The following is a 16,510-nucleotide window of genomic DNA, read 5'->3' as shown; positions in this document are numbered from 1 at the left end:
CCGAGCAACACAAAAGGCCAGGTCACGGGCTATGTGACCTGGCCTTTGCCGGAGCCGCTTTCGGGATTCGAACCCGAGACCTACGCATTACGAGTTGTCCGATCTTGGTCCGGGAGTGTCCGTGAGTGTCCACGAACTCGGCTTCCTTCCTGGCCACAAGCCCTGCGAGACTTCAGCAGACGTGGCTGGACGACCGTGGAATGAGCAGTCGTTGAGACCATGACTGAGACCACTCGAAGCCCAGCACGCTCATCTAAGAAGCTCGCTTCGGGCCGCTCGTACTGCACTCCCGATGCGTCGCCACCACGGACGTGGCGGTGCTCCGAGGGGGTTGGCCAAGCTGGCCTTGACGAGCCCCGCGTCCCTCTCGGCGTGCTCGCGGGAAGTGATGAGCACGAGCAGCGAGTACGCCCGGAGTGCCAGAGCAGCTTTGTCTCGACTCACCGTGTCCATGAAACCGTGAGCAACAAGGTTGCGGACACCCATACCGTCCCCGAGGAGAAATGTCCTCAGGAAACGCTCCCAATCAGGGTCAAACCCATTCTCCACCAAGTACGGGAGGAGCGCGCCAAGGCCTGGAAATTGGCCCACTCCATCGCCAACTTGCGTTTTATATACAGGCTCATTCAGTTCCAACAGGAGCGCCCGAACTGACGCTTCAATTTTGGGGACAACTAGATGCACACAAGCATCAAATTCGCCAACCCAATACAGAATCAACCCTTTCGCAAGAGCCCTAGCCGACACAGGGTTGGTTCCGGACGCGGAAATGAACTCTTCGAGATCTCCAAAACAAGGAATTCCAAAGCGGTCCTTGATGATATCTAGAGCGTCAGCGAGAAGCATTCCGTGAAAATTGATCCCCCAGGTCTCCGCGCGAACAAGCTCATGCTGGAACCCTGCGTCTTCTTTTGAAAGAACGCGCCTAGGGAGATCTCCCGGACCAAACTCGACTGTAGTTGCGAGCCTAGTGAACACCGAGCGAGTCAGCACATTGCGCGCCACCGCCTCATTGCTAGCCAGGGTACCGCTGGGCGCCTCGCTATTGAACCACACGTGCAGGGATTTTCGCCACGTGTCGGCCCGCCTATACGGTCGCAGGTAGCTGCGGATATAAGCATTCGGAATTCTTCCCTCAACTGCGATGGTCTGCCACTTTACAGGGGGAGCAGACTGCAAACGAGAGATTGCCAAACTTTCCAGTTCCGGAATATTAAGGCGGCTAGCAAGCGAAGCTGCATTAACTAGCGCATCAACGGCTCTATCGGCATCACTCAAATAAGCCTTCACCTCGGCCTCGCTGGCGTGTCGAGCACGGGCAGCATCACCTGTAGCAGCGGCTCTACGCCGGACAAGCGCAGCTATTTGACCAATGACGAGCGTCCCTGGGTAGGCCAGAAGCGCCCTATCGAGCAGGTCGTCAACCCTGGGATCCACTGGCCGTGCGTTCTTCTTGCGTTGCGGCGCACTCAAGGCATCTAGCAGATTGACGAAGATGTACCCATCTTCACCGTCGCTAAGCAGACTCTCCGCCATATCCAGCATGGCCGTCTTAACCTGCTGCATCAGCGAAACGAGTTTCACTGAACATGCAATCTCCCACGCACGCAGCAGACCCGTTCCCTGCTCTGTAATGGAAAGACTGCCCTCGATTGCATCCAGATAAGCCCTGACCGCATCTTCCGCAGCGCCACGAACATTTGCCAGGCGAAGACTAAAGACAATATCTGCGCAACGGGATTTCACCGCAGAATGCGTCACGGATGAATAGAGAGAGAGCCAAAGTGCTCGCACATCACTATCGGCATCGCGCAGCGCCATCGGAAATATGGATGGCCCATCAATTGGGACCAGAGATGCACCTGGCTGAGCAGACATAAACGGATGGATCGCAAGATGGTACGCAAAGGTTGTGGTCAGAATCTGTAGGGCGGCGAGATCAAACGAAGTCTCGGCGTCCTGTGCAATTTGCGGAATACGTAGACTGGCGGTCATCAAGTCATCCGCCCCTTCACATGCCGCATCCGCAAGTCGAGCCAGAGCAGGCACCGAGGAAGGATCATGCCGGTAGGTGACAGATTCCGGACCAGGAAGGTCAGCAACGGCTTCCGATTCATCAGAAATATCCGAGCTGCTCGCTACGGAATCGTCTTCACTCACGACGCCCTCCCCGCACAGTGTTTCCTACCGCAAGCCGCAGATTTCCTTGGCTTCGAGCTATTCGGGGACGACAACACAGACGACGACCCCGGAGTCGATCACCCGAGATTCTACGCTGAGATCGCGCTTGCCCTTAGATATTTTCTGTACCCGCACGAAGGATCCTGGTGGGCGGAAATGCGCAGCGCGTCAAGTCGGCAACGGAGTCACCGCACTGCTGGCCGTCTTCGCTGCCTCAAGCGAACATGGGAGGCTTGGACTAGGCGACGAGCTGAAGATTGGGAGGGCACAGCGCGTGTCGCAGCAAGCCAGCCCCCGAGGAACCTTCCTTAAGGTCGCGGAAGCGGTGAAGGCCCGGATCGCGGCCGACCCAAACATGACGGAGCTTCCATCCCTGTCTGAGGTCATGCGAGACCACAAGGTCTCGCGCGGGGTCGCGGTCCGGGCGTTCGGCGTCCTACGTCAGGAAGGCGTGGCCGAACCGGCGAAGGGTGGACGTTGGCGAGTCGTACGAACCGGCGCCCCTGTGGACCGGCGCCCGCTAGAACAGCGAATCACGGACATCATCACGGCTGAGAAGCTGGAAGTAGGGGAAGCGTTCCCCAGTGCCTCCGTGCTGGCTACGCGGTTCGGGGTCTCGCGGCCCACGGTGACCAAGGCTCTGGACAAGATGGAGTCTGCCGGCGTGCTGGCGAGCGGTGGACAGGGCAAGGTGCGGACAGTCCGCGCCGTGCCGATTCGAGAGGAGCGTTCCTAGCTTGTTGACGGAGTGGGCGTATCCCCTGGCTGAGTCCTTGCTGGCTGAGCCGCTGCCTCGCCGATGGAGGCACTCGCAGGGCGTCGCCGAACGGGCCCGCACGATCGCGCCCATCCTCGGGGAGGACGCCGTGTTGCTGGAAGCCGCGGCCGTCCTGCATGACATCGGGTACTCCCCCGCGCTGGTCAAGACCGGCTTTCATCCGCTTGACGGCGCCCGCTACCTCCGAGACGTCGCCAAGGCTGACGAGCGAGTCATCAACCTGGTCGCGCACCACTCGTGTTCGTGGATGGAGGCGGACGCGCGAGGCTTGCGTGAGGAGCTGGAGGGCGAGTTTCCCCGCGAGCACGCGCACCTCAATGACGCGCTGTGCTTCTGCGACATGAACACCACACCGGACGGCACGCCCACGAACCCGATCGACCGGGTGAACGAGATCACCGGACGGTACGGGCCCGACAGCCTGATCGGAACGTTCATCCGGCGAGCCGAACCGGAGATCCTCGCCAGTACCTCGCGAGTGCTCGAACGGGTGGCCGCCGTCAAGCGTCAGCCGATATAGGGGGCGCTCCGTGTCCGGTCCATAGCGTGCTCGATCCGGAGCCGCATCGTGGGGTGGACATCGAGTTGAGACAGGTCCGCCGGGGTGACCCAGCGGACCTCTGTCGTCTCGCTGCTCGTACGCACCTCACCGCCGACCGGCCTAGCTCGGAAGCAGATGCTGAACTGCTGCCGGACTTCACCGTCGTCGTACTGCATCACGTGACCGGGGTCGGTGTAGATCCCGGACATGTCGACGACTTCGGCCTTGATCCCCGTCTCTTCCCAGACCTCCCGCGCAACGGTGTCGCTGATGGACTCCCCTACGTCGTGACCACCTCCGGGTAGCGCCCAACGGCCGTTGTCGGACCGCCGGATCATCAGCACCTCACCCGCGTCGTTCTGCACGAACGCGACGACGGAGGGCACAACCGAGTTGGCCGGCGGCGCGTCGGGGTCGTGAAGGTAGTCGATCCGTCCCATGGTCAGGCTCCCGTGTTGCTCTCAAAGTCCGCGTCGTTGATGTGACGCGCGTTCTCCCAGGTGTGTTCGATGCTATTCGCGTACGTGTCGAACAGCCCACCATCGGCCAGACGGCGCAGGTGCAGCACGGGGGCCAGGTAGGCACCGATGCCGTAGACGTGGGGGTTGACGAGCATCTCGTCATCAGCCCGATAGATCGAGTTATAGAGGGTCGAGTCATGCAGCCGGAAGCCGATATCCGGGTGACTCCGCATGAGCGGGCGGTAGAGAACCATCGCGTTGCGAATCTTGCCGTCCATGATCCGGTGACCTTCATCTATCCCGCGCTGTCGGACAGCCGCGCTACCGGGGTCCCCGAGCAGGATCCGCACGCGAACGCCGGCCGCCACCTTCGCCTTGAGAAGGTCATGGAACAGCGGATCTTCCGACAGGAACAGTCCGGAGTAGACGAGCACGTCAAGGGTCTTCTGTGCTCTGCCGTAGATCTCGCGCCACAGCCCGGACGGCACGGTGTGCCTGTGGGGGTAGACCGTGCCAATCTCAGCTTTGGACAGGTCAGTTGCGCTGTCGACCGTGCGGTCGTCGTCCCACAGTGACGTGACGTCGACCTTGAGCACGGCGGCTGTCGCGTACTGGTGACGTCGGTACGGCACCTTGCCCTGCGTGATCCAGCGTTCCACGGTCTTCGGGTTGACCTCGATCGCTTCGGCCAACCCCTGAACCGTCATGCCCCGAGCTAACAGAGCCGAGCGCAAGCGTTCGTTGGACATCTGAACCCCCGTTGGGACGTCTAGGGACGTCTTGACGTTAGCCAGAACTCCCGAAGCTGTCCACGCGCGGGGTGAACAACTCCCCCGACCTGCGGCGATTCTGAGTGTGCGCCACGAAGTCGCGGCGCGAAACCAAGAGGTTCCGTCGGCAGACTTGACGGACCACCATGCAGTACCTGTAAAACAGGTACTGCATCAAACGCCCGGAGGGCTCCGAAGGGGGCTCGAAGGAAGCGCATGCGTTGCTTGAGAATTCAACAGGGTGTCAACTTCGACGGGGTGTAAGTCCCCGTCCCCGTGGCGGATGGGTGAAGGCCGCTGGCGGCCCAACCTTCCTCGCGTGCTGGCTCTGGAGAAACGCCAAGAGATCGGTGAGAACCGACGTCTTGCGCGCCACCTGGCACGCGCCGCCCTGCTGGCGTCAGAGCAGTGACGATGACGCACCCGACGTATCCCGGCTCGGGACCGGTCCGCCGCAGCAACGGCGGGCCGGTGAAGCCGTATCCCTGCGCTCAGTGGGAGGTCGGTCATGGACCGACGACATACCAAGGTCACCGCCGCACCGGACCGGAAGGCGGCGACCGCTCAACTCTCCGGTCCGCTTCCTGGCTCCGCAGCGCCTCGCGTTGCGGCCGGCTGCCTCTCCCGCCCGTACAGCCTGCCTCGCGTAGTGCTGGACGGGCGGGGGCGTGGGGAGCCGGAGTTCCGCCGACTCTAACGAGGGCGATCCCCCGGGGGGCAACCCGAGGGACCGCGTACAGAGGCCTGTTGGGAGGCATCTGTGGTGCTGAGTCTGACAGATCAGGAGCGCGACGACTTGTCGCGCAAGAACGCCGAAGCGAACAAGCGCAGCGAGGACAACGCCCGTGCTCGGGGTGGCCGTTGATGGCCGGCTCCGAGCATGAGAGGACGAAGCCGCCGCTTCCTGTCCGTCCGCCGCGTCCGCACCCGCACGTAGGGGTGTGCTGATGGCGACGGACCCGGCGGCCTGGCATTTGGAGGCGAGCGCGGACGCGTGGGCCGCCGACCTCGGTCGGCAGGACCCTGCGCCGGCCGCGGCTGAGCTGGCCTGGCAGCAGCAGGAGATCCGCACCGCGTACGAGGACGCGGCTCACCTGACCGAGCAGCCCCGGTAACACCCGCTACCGCCTCTACAGCCCCGGTGACCAGCCGTGATGGGCGCCGGATCGGATCCGGCCCGGGGCACGCACCGCCACCTGTTCACAGACCTGAGAGGAATCCGACATGGCCAGGATCACCGACCGGATGCGGCGCCAGGCCGACGACAACCGACAGGCCGCCGTCTGGGCCCGCGACCACGGCAACGAGCGGCGGGCCCAGCAGTTGGAAGACCGCGCGGACGAACTGGAATCCGGCAACGTCACCGACGTCACCGACCAGCTCAGCGCCCTCACCCGGTGGGCCTTCCGCCGCTGACCACTGACCCGCTTCAACCGCCCCGATGGTCGCAGGCCGGGTTCGACTCCCGGCCGGGGCGCTCTCCCCTTGCCGCGCTGCGGCTCGGGTTCTTCCGGAGCAGCCGCCGTCTCACCACACGCCTGCCGCCGCTCCGGCTCTCCCGTCCCTCCGACTCAGGAGCCCTCATGCGCACGTACATCGGCCCGCATCAGGCCGTTTCCCCGCACGACTTCATCGAACTCGCCCTTGGTACCCCGGTTGAGCTGTGGCTCGGGGTCGACGGCGAGAGTGCCGACGAGCGCGCGGCCCGCCTGGACGCGGCCCGCGACATCCTCGCCGACGACCCCGGCCTTCCCGATGATCTGATCCGCATCGCCGCGCAGGTTATCGAGGAGCACCCGGACCTGTTCGACGTCGTCCCGCTGCCTCGCCCGGTCCGGCGTCGCCGCGCGGCACGGAAGGGGGTGGCCGCGTGACCACCGTCATCACCTCCGAGGCGCCCGTGTCCGGGGTGCCGCCGCTCACGAAGCCCGAGATGGGGCTTGCCGGATTCGCCGCGCTCGCCGCGGCCGGCGTCGGCGCGCTCGGCTTCGTCTCCTCCTTCGATGCCGTGTCGGCCGCTGCGGCTCGCTGGGACTTCAGCGAGCCGTGGATGCTGCCGGTCGGGATCGACGGGGCCGTGCCGGTGTTCACCGTGGCCAACCTGCTGTTGATTCGCATGGATATGGCGCTTGCCTGGGTGCGGTTCGTGCCCTGGGTCCTCACTCTGGTCACCTGCGGGCTGAACGTCGCGGCCGGACAGGGCGTGTGGGCCAAGGTCGCGCACGGCACGATGCCGCTGCTGTGGGTGGTGTTCTCCGAGATCGGCGCGCACATCTACGCGGTCCGGATCGGCGCGGCCACCGGCCGCCGCATGGAGAAGATCCGGTTCTCCCGCTGGCTGCTCGCCTTCCCGTCCACCTTAGCGCTGTGGCGCCGCATGACGCTGTGGGAGGTCACCTCCTACTCCGAGGCGCTGAAGCTGGAGAAGGAGCGGCAGTTGGCCCGCGCGGACCTGCGCGAGCGCTACGGCCGCACGTGGCGGACGAAGACCCCGCGCCGCGAGCGCGTGCTGCTGCGCATGGGCGACCTGGCCCCCGCCACCGAACAGGAGGCGCCCGCACCGCCCCCGGCGGACAATCCGCCGGCACCGGTCGACGCCACGCCGCGCCCGCGCCGCCGGACCGCTGCCAAGGGCAAGGCCAAGACACAGCGCACCTTCGAGGAGTCGCTGACCGAGGCGCGCACGGTCACCGCAGAGTGGCCCGAGGCGGAGCTGACCGCGGAGCGCCTGCGGACCACGCTGCACGTGTCGCAGGCCAACGCCCGCAAGCTGCGCGAGCAGTTGAAGGCGGAGCGCGCCGACGGCCGTCCGCTGCACTTCGTGGACGACGCGGAGGGCGACGGCACGACGGCTGAGGCTGCCTGATGTTCGCCAAGTGCTTCGACCCGACCGGCGCGCGGCACGGACTGCCTACCTACCCGTGGCGCTGCGCCCCCGACGGACTCGCCACCAAACGGCAGTTACGGGCCCGCGGGTTACGGCCCGGCGGGCAGTCGGTCGCGGCGCAGGTCCTGCGTCCGCGCTACCGGCGCGGCCCTCTGGTCGCCTACCTCTACCGCGTCGACCGCGCCAAGCCCGTCCGGCCGATGACGCCGGGCAAGTGGGCCGCGCTCGCCAAGGCGAACGAGGCTCGCCGCACCTGCCCCGCCTGCCGGAGGGACGCCGGATACGTCATCCCCATCTCGCTCGGCATGTGCGTGCCCTGCGCCTACCCCGAGGAACAGCGCGCCGCCTAAGGGGCCTCCGAGACGAGCTCTCAGTTCGTCCGAGCTGAGAGTGCGCCTCGGTACGGCCCTGCCGCTCTACCGTCCGTTCAAGCCTCGCGGGGTCCGTCCGCTCACCTCCTACAGCGACGGCCGGACCCCGCTTTCCTCCCCTTTGGAAGGGACTTTCAGTGAAGCACCCCGACGACGAGAACGAACTCTTCAACCGACTCGAAGCGGAGATGACTGCCGACTCTGGGGGCGAGGTAGTCGACCTCGACAAGGCACGGTCGGCCCGTACCGAATCGGCCGACCCGACCGCCCGACCCGACGCCGACCCGTCGGCCGACTCCGGCGCCGGTCGGTCGGGTGTTGAGTCGGGCGACCCGACCGTCCGCGTGATGGTCGACCAGCCGACCCCGACCGCCCTTGGTCCGGGCTACCTCGGTCGGCTGCTCGGTGCCCAGCGCCGTGCGGTCGTTCCCGCGTGGCTGCGGTCCATGGCGGAGCTGCGGACCGCCGCGGCGTGGGTGGCCCGCCACTACGCGCACGCCACCGGCTATCACGCGCTGCGTGCCCCGGTCTACGCCGCTCGTCTCGCCCTGCAAGCCCCGGCCGGTGCCGCCCGGTTCGTGGGCGGCGCCATGCGGTGGGTGGCCGACCGCGAGGGCGAGCCGGTCCGGCTCGCCGCGGTCCGCCGTGAGGACGCGGCGGAGTACCTGAAGCTGTCGCGGCAGCGCGACGGCCGTGTCCGACTGCGCACCCTCGTGGCCGTGCTCGGCATGTTCGTCGGGCTCGGTTCCGCGCTCGCCCTGTACGTGCTCGCCCCCGACTGGCTTCAGGCCGTCTCCGTCGGCGCGGTCGTGATGGCGCTCGGGTTCGCCGGCCGCCGCGCGGATGCCCCGGTCATCCACCGGGCGGTGGAACTGCCCAAGGCCGTCAAGCTCACCAGTGACATCGTGCTGCGGGCGCTCGGGGCGCTCGGTATCCCCGCCATCAACCAGGCGCAGGGCAAGGGGCGGGACGGGTTCGAGTTCACCGCCCCGATCACCCGGGACGGCCCCGGGTGGCGTGCGGAGGGCAACCTCCCCTACGGCGTCACGGTGACCGACGTCATCGAGCGCCGCGACCGGCTCGCCTCCGGCCTGCGCCGCCCGCTGGGGTGCGTGTGGCCCGAGGCGGTACCGGACGAACACACCGGCCATCTCGTGCTGTGGGTGGGGGATCAGGACATGTCCCGCGCCAAACAGCCCACGTGGCCGCTGCTTAAGTCCGGTTCGGTCGACCTGTTCAAGCCGGTCGCCTACGGCACCGACCAGCGCGGACGCTGGGTCGAAGCAACCCTGATGTACATCGCGGGCGTCATCGGTGCCATCCCGCGCATGGGCAAGACGTTCCTGCTGCGTCTGCTGCTGCTCATCGCCGCGCTCGACCCGCGGGCGGAGCTGCACACCTACGACATGAAGGGCACCGGCGACCTCGACCCGGTCGGCGACGCCGTCTCCCACCGGCACGCCGCGGGCGACGACGACGAGTCCATCACCTACTGCCTGAACGACTTCCGGGCGCTGCGCGAGGAACTGCGCCGCCGTACCAAGGTGATCCGCTCGCTTCCGCGGGACGTCTGCCCGGAGTCGAAGGTGACCAGCGCCCTTGCCGACAAGCGCTCCCTGGGACTGCACCCGATCGTGATCGGGGTGGATGAGTGCCAGGTGCTGTTCGAGCACCCCGAGCACGCCAAGGAGTTCGAGGAGATCGCAACCGACCTGGTCAAGCGCGGTCCGGCAACCGGCATCGTGCTGCTGCTCGCCACCCAGCGCCCGGACGCCAAGGCACTGCCCACCGGCATCAGCGCGAACGCGTCCGCGCGGTGGTGCCTGAAGGTCATGGGCCAGCTCGAAAACGACATGGTCCTCGGCACGTCCGCCTACAAGCGCGGGGTGCGGGCGACCATGTTCGCCTGGGGTGACAAGGGCATTCACTACTTCGTCGGTGAAGGCTCCGACGCCCGGATCGTGCGCTCCGTCTACGTCGACGGCCAGGGCGCAGACGCCATCGGCGCCCGCGCACGCCGCCTGCGCGAGGAAGCCGGAACCCTGTCCGGGCACGCGCTCGGGGAGGCACCCGAGCCGGTCACCAGCGCATACGACCTGCTGCGCGACATCCTCGCCGTCGTGCCGGCCGACGAGCCCAAGGTGTGGTCCGAAACCGTCGTCGCCCGCCTCGCCGAACTCCGGCCGGAGGTCTACGACGGCTGGGACCCCGAAGGACTCGCCGCCGCGCTCAAGCCGCACGGCGTTTCCACGATCCAGGTGGGGCGCCGGGTGAAGGGCAAGGTCGTCAACAGGCGCGGCATCGACCGCTCCCACATCACCACTGCGATTGCGGAACGTGACGGAAAGCGGGACGCGGGCTGAGGCTCCGGGGCCGCTAGCGCTAGCGGCACACCCCGCTAACGTTAGCGGCTCCGCTAGCGCCCCAAACCCGCTCTGATCAGGCCGCTAGCGGATAGCGGCCCACCTGCGGAAACCCCTGAAACCCGCCTGGGAGGGCCCGTCATGACCCCCGTCCTGCTCGCTATCACCCTACTTCTCGGCATAACACTGTGTTACTTCGCCGTGTGTGCTGCCTCGCCGTTCGGGAACTGCCGCAAGTGCTCCGGCTGGGGCTTCGCGATGAAGACCGACCGCAAGGGCCGTATGAAGCGCGGCAAGGACTGCCGCCGCTGCCACGCGACCGGCAAGCGCATCCGCGCCGGCCGCTGGCTCTACAACCGGTGGGCCCGCATCTACCGCGCCGGCACGGCCGACTAGCCGCTCACGCGATGGGACCGGCGGCCACCCGCTACAGCGGAATCGCACACAGCAAGTGCTCGCCAGCGCGACCGCCGGTCCATGTCCCCGAGCTTGCGAGCACCCGGGGCCCGCGCAGCGTAACCACCCGTTCATCCCGCCCGAAAGCGAGTTTCAGCATGCCCCTGACCATCTCCGCCGTGCTGCTGTTCGGCGCCGCGTCCGCCTTCGCGCTCAAGACCAAGTCCGCCGGGGGCGGCGCCGCCCTGGTGCTGTTCCTGTTCGGGTTCTTCGCCGCCGGGACCGGCGCCTATGAGCCCATCCACAACCTCGTGCAGGCGTCCGCCGACGCCCTGTCCGCCCTCGGCAACTAGGGAGGCCGCCGTGAACGAACCCGCCATGTACGGCCGCGACAGGCACGCGCCGACGGCCGTGCAAGTCCACTACCCCGCCCCGATCACGGCCGCGCCCCCGGCGCCGCTCATGCCCGTGCAGAGCGGCGGCATCCCGGAGGTGGCGAGCGTCGTCCTGCCCGACGGCCGCGTCGTCACCGGCTACGCCATCAGCCCCGTGCAGCCCGACCCGGTCGCGGCCAAGCCGCTCGTCTCCCGCACGGCGGTGAACATCGCGCTCGGGGGCATCGGGTTCGCCGCGGTTTGCGGCGGGCTGTTCCTGCTGACCGCCTTCATCACCGCCCTGACCGCGCTCATCACCCAGCTGGTCATCCTCGCCGCGGTCGTCTTCGGCGGCTTCATCGCCGCGCAGGTGTTCAGCGGAAGCGGTCGCCGGAGCGGGACCACGGTCAACATCCGCAAGGCCGTGATCAAGCGGAACAAGTTCTACGGCTGACAGAGGGAGCCCAACACCCGTGATCCGACTGCGCATCAAGGTCATCGACTGGCCGCGCCGCGCGCTGGCCCTGACCGACACCCCTCGCCCCACCTGCCCGGACTGCCGGGGCGAGGGCGGCCACAACCACGACTACGGGGACCACAACGGCGAGTACGCCGGCACCGAATGGGTGCCCTGCCTGTGCTGGGACGAGAACCGCCACGTGGTCCTGCTGCCGCTCCCGCGCCGCCCCCGGTGGACGCGCCGCCGCCGTGACGACGGCCGCGACCCGTGGGGCCCCGGCGGCTACAGCGACGAACCGCCCTTCTGATCCGACAGGAGCCCCATGCCCTACCGCGACAACGACCCCATCTCCGACGGCCCCCTCGACAGCGTCCCGTTCGGCTACTCGCCCGAGTCCTTGCAACGCGAGGCCCTGTACGCCGAACTGAGCAGCGCGGGCGTCGAACTGGGCACCTACGACCACCGGATCGTCGAGTGGATCGCCGGGTGGGACTACCCCACCGTGGCCACCATCGCGAGCCTGATCCGCCGCGCCGCCCGCACCCCGAAGTAGCTACGCCCGAGGCGGGCGCCGTCTCACCACAAGCCTGCGCCCGCCCCGGTCCTCCCGTCCCTCCAAGAGATCAGGAGAACTCCCAGCATGACCCATGCCAGCACCATCCCGCGAGACCCCCTCACGGTGGCCCTGGATGCCGCCGTTCGCGGCTGGCACGTCTTCCCCCTGCGCCCCGGAACCAAGCGGCCCGCGCTGCACGGGAAGAGTGTCTGCCCCCGCACCGGTCAGTGCGCCGGCGGGCACGTGAAGTGGGAGCAGCGCGCCACCACAGACCCCGCCCGCATCCGCGCCGCCTGGTCCGCCGGCACGTTCAACATCGGCATTGCCACGGGCCCGTCCGGGCTGGTCGTCGTCGACCTCGACATGCCCAAGACCAACAGCAGTACGGACGCGCCTAGCGGCGCGACAACCTTTGAAGCGCTCTGCGAGCGCGCCGGACACCCCGTCCCGGACACCTACCGGGTGCGGACCGCGAGCGGCGGAATACACCTGTACTTCACCGCCCCCGACGGCATCCGCATGACCAACACCGCAGGAACCGTCGCCGAGTTGGTCGACACCCGCGCGTGGGGCGGCTACGTCGTCGCCGCGGGCAGCACCACCGACACCGGAACGTACGAAGCCGTGAGCGGCTCTGTGGCGGCTCCGCTGCCCGAATGGCTACAAACCATCCTGAAACCCTCCCCCGTGCGCCCTACGGGGCCCCTGAGGCTTCCTGCGGTCGACGGGAGCCGCGCGGCCCTGTCCGCACTCGAAGCCGAGTGCGCCGTCGTGTCCGCAGCGCCGGACAGGCAGCGCAACACCACGCTCAACCGGTGCGCCTTCAAGGTGGGGCGCTTCGTCGCGTGGGGCGACATCCCCCGGCACGTGGTCGAAGAGGCCTTCCAAGGGGCGGGGGAAGCGCGGGGGCTCACCGCTGCCGAGTGCCGCGCCACGATCCGCAGCGCTCTGGACAGTTCCATCCGCAAGGCCCGGCCTCGGGAGACGGCATGAGCACACCCGCCCGCTCTCCCTTGGAAGGCCAACCCCCCGCGAGCGGAGCGCAGGTCGCCGAACTCGCCCCGCCCGTACCGGTCGTGGGCGTCCCGAAGGACGTCGCCGAAGGCGTCCGCACTGCTCTTCGTACTGACCCGCACGGCGACGACGGGCCTCGTGCCACCTGCCCGCCCCGCAATTCCCAGGAAGGACGGGCCACATGAGCGACCACACCCCCGCCCCGCCCGCCGTCGACGGCGCCGCGCTGCTGAACGAGGTGGAAGCCTTCCACCGGCGCTTCAACGTCTTCCCCACCGAAGCCGCCTACGTCGCCGTGACGCTGTGGGACGCGCACGCCCACCTGCTCGACTGCTTCGAGTCCACCCCCCGCCTCGCCTTCCTCAGCCCCGAACCCGGTTCGGGCAAGTCACGGGCGCTGGAGATCGTGGAAACCCTCGTGCCCAACCCCATGGCCGCGGTCGACGCGTCCGCCGCCGCCCTGTTCCGCGCCGTCTCCGGGGTCGACGGCAAGCGGCCCACCATCCTGTTCGACGAGATCGACACCATCTTCGGCCCCAAGGCCGGAGAGAACGAACAGCTCCGCGGGTTCATCAACGCCGGACACCGACGCGGCAAACCGATGTACCTGGTGCGTCGGCGACGGCGCCAACCAGACCGTTCAGGCCTTCCCCTCGTACACCGCGGTCGCGGTCGCCGGGCTCGGCTCGCTGCCGGACACGATCCTCACCCGCTCGGTCATCATCCGCATGCGCCGACGGGCCCGGAACGAAAAGGCGGAGCCCTACCGCTCCCGCATCCACGAGAAGGAAGGATTCGCCCTGCGCGACCGGCTCGCCGCATGGGCCGAAGCCGCCCGCGGGTTCGTCCTGGGCGCGTGGCCGGAGATGCCCGAAGGCGTCACCGACCGGCCGGCGGATGTGTGGGAACCCCTGCTCGCCGTCGCGGACGCGGTCGGGGGCAACTGGCCCCGGCGCGCCCGCGAAGCCTGCATTGATCTGGTCAAGGCCTCGCAGGTCAACGACAAGGGCAGCATCGGCATCCGCCTGCTGACCGACCTCCGCGACCACGTCATGGTGGGCGTCGACCGGCTGCCCACCATCGCCGTCCTCGACAGGCTCAACGCCCTCGATGACGCCCCGTGGGCCGACCTCGACGGCAAGGCACTCGACAACCGGCGTCTGTCGAAGATGCTCGCCCAGTACGTCACCGCCGACGGAACACCCGTCGCCTCACGGAACATCCGCACGGCCGGCGGGGTCCTCAAGGGCTACTACAGCGAAGACCTCGAAGACGCATGGGCCCGCTACTGCGCGCCCCCGTCCCCGTAGGTCCGCTACTGCCGCTACATCCGCTACACCCCAGGTCAGAGGCACATTTCCTGTAGCGGCAATCACCCGATGTAGCGGCTACGGCCACGGCCCCGCGTAGCGCCGTAGCCGCTACATCCCGCGCGTCCGCTACAGAAAACCCGCCGCTGACCTGCGATGTAGCGGCGTAGCGGATGTAGCGGACTTCCCAGAAGGGGGCCGACAGCCCCGCTCACGAGCACCCGAGGAGTACGCCCCGATGAGTACCCCCGTGCTGGTCCACGACCAGTTGCTCTACACCCCGGAGGAAGCCGCCAAAGTGCTCCGCTTCGGCCGCTCCACCGTGTACGAGCTGATGGCCAGTGGCGACCTGAAATACGTCAAGCGCGGACGCTCCCGCCGCATCCGCTGGGACGTCCTTGAGGCCTACGCGAACAGCCTCGAACTGCTCCCCAACTGAACAAGCCACCCCCGAAGCCGCCCCGGATCGTGTGTCCGGGGCGGCTTCCCGCATGGAGGAGTGCATGAGCACCCGCAAGCCCAACATGGAGTCGTCTATCTACCTGGGCAATGACGGCTGGTGGCACGGCCGTGTGACCATGGGCGTCAAGGACGACGGCAGTCCCGACCGGCGCCACCGCCGCGCCCGGTCGGAATCCGAGATCAAGCGCAAGGTCCGTGAGCTGGAAGACCTGCGCGACAAGGGACGCGCGCCCAAGGCCGGCCGCAAGCCGACCGTGGAACAGTGGATGACCACCTATCTCACCGACATCGCGTCCCTGAAGCTCAAGCCTCGCTCCCTGGACGACTACTGGTCCAAGACCAGGAACGACATCATCCCCGGCATCGGAAAGCACCGGCTCGACAAGCTCCAGCCGGAGCATCTGGAACGGATGTACCGCGTCATGCTCGATGAAGGGCACGCGCCGTCCCACGTGCTCAAAGTCCACCGCATCCTGTCTCGCGCCCTGAAAATCGCCCACCGCCGCCGGCTGATCGTCGAAAACGTGGCCACCCTCGTGGACCCCCCGACAGTCGACGAGACCGAGGCGAACCCGTTCACCACCGAAGAGGCCAAGGCGTTCCTGGAAGCCGCCGCCAAGCGCCCCACCTTCATGCGGTGGTGCGTCGGTGTCGGCATGGGCTTCCGGCAGGGCGAGACCCTGGGCCTGAGGTGGCCATACGTCGACTTCGACAACGAGCTGTTCCGTCCTCAGTGGCAGCTTCAGCGCCTCACCTGGCGGCATGGCTGCAAGGCCCCTCACGCGTGCGGTGCGAAGTTCCACCGGTTCGAGCCGTGCCCGGACGACTGCACCACTCACAAGGGCTACAAGCGCGGTTGTCCGAAGCCGTGCCCGAAGGGCTGCATCGGGCACGCCCGCGCCTGCCCCGAGCGGAAGGACGGCGGCCTGGTCTTCACTCGCCCCAAGACCAAGAAGAGCCGGAACGCCGTGCCGATCCCGCCGCCGTTCATCCCGTACCTGCGCGAGCACAAGGCGCAGCAGGAAAAGGCCCGTGCCCAAGCTGCGGACGGGTGGGAAGAACACAAGCTGGTCTTCTGCCGACCGGACGGACGCCCCCTCGACCCCCGGCAGGACTGGGAGGAGTTCAAGGAGCTGTTGGCGGAAGCCGGGATCGACGACCGCCGCCTGTACGACGGCAGTCGGCACACCGCCGGCACGATCCTGAACGAACTCGGGGTGGACATGCCCACGATCATGGAGATCCTGCGGCATACCCAGATCAGTCAGACCCGGCGGTACGTGCAGGGTCGGTCGCATCTCTCGAAGGACGCAATGCGTCGCATGGGGGACCACTTCATGCCCCGGCCGGCCAGCGCGGACCCCGCGCCGGAACCCCCAACTGAGACCAGAACTGAGACCGGGGACAGCCGCGCGGCCCGCGCGCAGCGTCGTCGCCGCATCCGCTGAACGAGAAAACCCAGCTCAGACACCGTCTGAGCTGGGTTTCGGTGGAGCCGCTTTCGGGATTCGAACCCGAGACCTACGCATTACGAGTGCGTTGCTCTGGCCATCTGAGCTAAAGCGGCGCGTCGCCCGCACTATGGT

Annotated in this window: 19 protein-coding genes, 1 tRNA gene and 1 pseudogene; 17 read left to right on the top strand and 4 right to left on the bottom strand. The window is 67.6% G+C overall.

Features of this window, described 5'->3' with window-relative positions:
* Positions 1–249 precede the first annotated feature (249 nt).
* Entirely contained in the window at positions 250–2,160 is a 1,911-nt protein-coding gene (locus tag ACFY6U_RS52000) for a hypothetical protein (RefSeq protein WP_390050159.1), read from the bottom strand.
* Positions 2,161–2,455: 295 nt separating this feature from the next.
* Between ACFY6U_RS52000 and ACFY6U_RS51995 the strand changes: the two genes are divergently transcribed.
* Entirely contained in the window at positions 2,456–2,917 is a 462-nt protein-coding gene (locus tag ACFY6U_RS51995) for a GntR family transcriptional regulator (RefSeq protein WP_390050157.1), read from the top strand.
* Between the two features lie 4 nt (positions 2,918–2,921).
* A complete protein-coding gene (locus tag ACFY6U_RS51990) occupies positions 2,922–3,479 on the top strand; it encodes an HD domain-containing protein (protein WP_390050165.1) in 558 nt (185 codons plus the stop codon).
* Here ACFY6U_RS51990 and ACFY6U_RS51985 read toward each other — a convergent pair.
* The gene (locus ACFY6U_RS51985) at positions 3,467–3,940 is read right to left on the bottom strand and encodes an NUDIX domain-containing protein (RefSeq protein WP_390050155.1); all 474 of its coding nucleotides are present in this window, start codon (positions 3,938–3,940) and stop codon (positions 3,467–3,469) included. The genes ACFY6U_RS51990 and ACFY6U_RS51985 overlap by 13 nt on opposite strands.
* A 2-nt stretch (positions 3,941–3,942) precedes the next feature.
* Positions 3,943–4,710, bottom strand: a complete 768-nt coding sequence (locus tag ACFY6U_RS51980) for an XRE family transcriptional regulator (RefSeq protein WP_390050153.1) — start codon at positions 4,708–4,710, stop codon at positions 3,943–3,945.
* A 968-nt stretch (positions 4,711–5,678) separates the two neighbouring features.
* Here ACFY6U_RS51980 and ACFY6U_RS51975 point away from each other — a divergent pair.
* From ACFY6U_RS51975 to ACFY6U_RS51905, 15 genes and pseudogenes are all read left to right on the top strand, one after another.
* Complete coding sequence (locus ACFY6U_RS51975) at positions 5,679–5,846, top strand: hypothetical protein (RefSeq protein WP_390050151.1); 168 nt, start codon at positions 5,679–5,681, stop codon at positions 5,844–5,846.
* A 109-nt stretch (positions 5,847–5,955) separates the two neighbouring features.
* On the top strand, positions 5,956–6,147 hold the full coding sequence (locus ACFY6U_RS51970; RefSeq protein WP_390050149.1) for a hypothetical protein: 192 nt from the start codon (positions 5,956–5,958) through the stop codon (positions 6,145–6,147).
* A gap of 167 nt (positions 6,148–6,314) precedes the next feature.
* On the top strand, positions 6,315–6,605 hold the full coding sequence (locus ACFY6U_RS51965; RefSeq protein WP_390050147.1) for a hypothetical protein: 291 nt from the start codon (positions 6,315–6,317) through the stop codon (positions 6,603–6,605).
* Between the two features lie 59 nt (positions 6,606–6,664).
* Complete coding sequence (locus tag ACFY6U_RS51960; protein WP_390050163.1) at positions 6,665–7,597, top strand: DUF2637 domain-containing protein; 933 nt, start codon at positions 6,665–6,667, stop codon at positions 7,595–7,597.
* Complete coding sequence (locus ACFY6U_RS51955) at positions 7,597–7,968, top strand: RRQRL motif-containing zinc-binding protein (RefSeq protein WP_390050145.1); 372 nt, start codon at positions 7,597–7,599, stop codon at positions 7,966–7,968. The genes ACFY6U_RS51960 and ACFY6U_RS51955 overlap by 1 nt, the downstream gene beginning before the upstream one ends.
* A gap of 158 nt (positions 7,969–8,126) precedes the next feature.
* On the top strand, positions 8,127–10,352 hold the full coding sequence (locus tag ACFY6U_RS51950; protein ID WP_390050143.1) for a cell division protein FtsK: 2,226 nt from the start codon (positions 8,127–8,129) through the stop codon (positions 10,350–10,352).
* 141 nt (positions 10,353–10,493) lie between these two features.
* Complete coding sequence (locus ACFY6U_RS51945; protein ID WP_390050141.1) at positions 10,494–10,748, top strand: hypothetical protein; 255 nt, start codon at positions 10,494–10,496, stop codon at positions 10,746–10,748.
* A gap of 158 nt (positions 10,749–10,906) precedes the next feature.
* Positions 10,907–11,101 (top strand): hypothetical protein, encoded by a 195-nt coding sequence (locus ACFY6U_RS51940; RefSeq protein ID WP_390050139.1) that lies wholly within the window; start codon positions 10,907–10,909, stop codon positions 11,099–11,101.
* 25 nt (positions 11,102–11,126) lie between these two features.
* Positions 11,127–11,576: a hypothetical protein gene (locus tag ACFY6U_RS51935; protein WP_390050161.1), complete on the top strand. Its 450-nt coding sequence runs from the start codon at positions 11,127–11,129 to the stop codon at positions 11,574–11,576.
* A gap of 19 nt (positions 11,577–11,595) precedes the next feature.
* Entirely contained in the window at positions 11,596–11,889 is a 294-nt protein-coding gene (locus ACFY6U_RS51930) for a hypothetical protein (protein ID WP_390050137.1), read from the top strand.
* Between the two features lie 15 nt (positions 11,890–11,904).
* Entirely contained in the window at positions 11,905–12,135 is a 231-nt protein-coding gene (locus tag ACFY6U_RS51925; RefSeq protein ID WP_390050135.1) for a hypothetical protein, read from the top strand.
* 87 nt (positions 12,136–12,222) lie between these two features.
* Positions 12,223–13,131 (top strand): bifunctional DNA primase/polymerase, encoded by a 909-nt coding sequence (locus ACFY6U_RS51920; protein WP_390050133.1) that lies wholly within the window; start codon positions 12,223–12,225, stop codon positions 13,129–13,131.
* 202 nt (positions 13,132–13,333) lie between these two features.
* Positions 13,334–14,518: pseudogene (locus ACFY6U_RS51915) on the top strand (DUF3631 domain-containing protein).
* A 182-nt stretch (positions 14,519–14,700) separates the two neighbouring features.
* The gene (locus ACFY6U_RS51910) at positions 14,701–14,901 is read left to right on the top strand and encodes a helix-turn-helix domain-containing protein (RefSeq protein ID WP_390050131.1); all 201 of its coding nucleotides are present in this window, start codon (positions 14,701–14,703) and stop codon (positions 14,899–14,901) included.
* A gap of 64 nt (positions 14,902–14,965) precedes the next feature.
* Positions 14,966–16,372 carry a tyrosine-type recombinase/integrase gene (locus ACFY6U_RS51905; protein ID WP_390050129.1) on the top strand — a complete coding sequence of 469 codons (1,407 nt, stop codon included), beginning with the start codon at positions 14,966–14,968 and terminating at the stop codon, positions 16,370–16,372.
* Positions 16,373–16,414: 42 nt separating this feature from the next.
* Here ACFY6U_RS51905 and ACFY6U_RS51900 read toward each other — a convergent pair.
* Positions 16,415–16,491 (bottom strand) — tRNA-Thr (locus ACFY6U_RS51900).
* Between the last annotated feature and the right edge of the window lie 19 nt (positions 16,492–16,510).

The sequence above is a fragment of the Streptomyces sp. NPDC013157 genome (assembly GCF_042899865.1).
GTDB lineage: Bacteria > Actinomycetota > Actinomycetes > Streptomycetales > Streptomycetaceae > Streptomyces.
This window is presented reverse-complemented; position numbering and strand designations above follow the sequence as displayed.

What these genes read in the sequence shown, in the direction of transcription:
- ACFY6U_RS51920 (WP_390050133.1), top strand. Translation starts at nt 12,223, where the DNA reads ATGACCCATGCCAGCACCATCCCGCGAGACCCCCTCACGGTGGCCCTG.
- ACFY6U_RS51975 (WP_390050151.1), top strand. Translation starts at nt 5,679, where the DNA reads ATGGCGACGGACCCGGCGGCCTGGCATTTGGAGGCGAGCGCGGACGCG.
- ACFY6U_RS51970 (WP_390050149.1), top strand. Translation starts at nt 5,956, where the DNA reads ATGGCCAGGATCACCGACCGGATGCGGCGCCAGGCCGACGACAACCGA.
- ACFY6U_RS51925 (WP_390050135.1), top strand. Translation starts at nt 11,905, where the DNA reads ATGCCCTACCGCGACAACGACCCCATCTCCGACGGCCCCCTCGACAGC.
- ACFY6U_RS51965 (WP_390050147.1), top strand. Translation starts at nt 6,315, where the DNA reads ATGCGCACGTACATCGGCCCGCATCAGGCCGTTTCCCCGCACGACTTC.
- ACFY6U_RS51910 (WP_390050131.1), top strand. Translation starts at nt 14,701, where the DNA reads ATGAGTACCCCCGTGCTGGTCCACGACCAGTTGCTCTACACCCCGGAG.
- ACFY6U_RS51905 (WP_390050129.1), top strand. Translation starts at nt 14,966, where the DNA reads ATGAGCACCCGCAAGCCCAACATGGAGTCGTCTATCTACCTGGGCAAT.
- ACFY6U_RS51985 (WP_390050155.1), bottom strand. Translation starts at nt 3,940, where the DNA reads ATGGGACGGATCGACTACCTTCACGACCCCGACGCGCCGCCGGCCAAC.
- ACFY6U_RS51945 (WP_390050141.1), top strand. Translation starts at nt 10,494, where the DNA reads ATGACCCCCGTCCTGCTCGCTATCACCCTACTTCTCGGCATAACACTG.
- ACFY6U_RS51940 (WP_390050139.1), top strand. Translation starts at nt 10,907, where the DNA reads ATGCCCCTGACCATCTCCGCCGTGCTGCTGTTCGGCGCCGCGTCCGCC.
- ACFY6U_RS51980 (WP_390050153.1), bottom strand. Translation starts at nt 4,710, where the DNA reads ATGTCCAACGAACGCTTGCGCTCGGCTCTGTTAGCTCGGGGCATGACG.
- ACFY6U_RS51955 (WP_390050145.1), top strand. Translation starts at nt 7,597, where the DNA reads ATGTTCGCCAAGTGCTTCGACCCGACCGGCGCGCGGCACGGACTGCCT.
- ACFY6U_RS51935 (WP_390050161.1), top strand. Translation starts at nt 11,127, where the DNA reads ATGTACGGCCGCGACAGGCACGCGCCGACGGCCGTGCAAGTCCACTAC.
- ACFY6U_RS51960 (WP_390050163.1), top strand. Translation starts at nt 6,665, where the DNA reads ATGGGGCTTGCCGGATTCGCCGCGCTCGCCGCGGCCGGCGTCGGCGCG.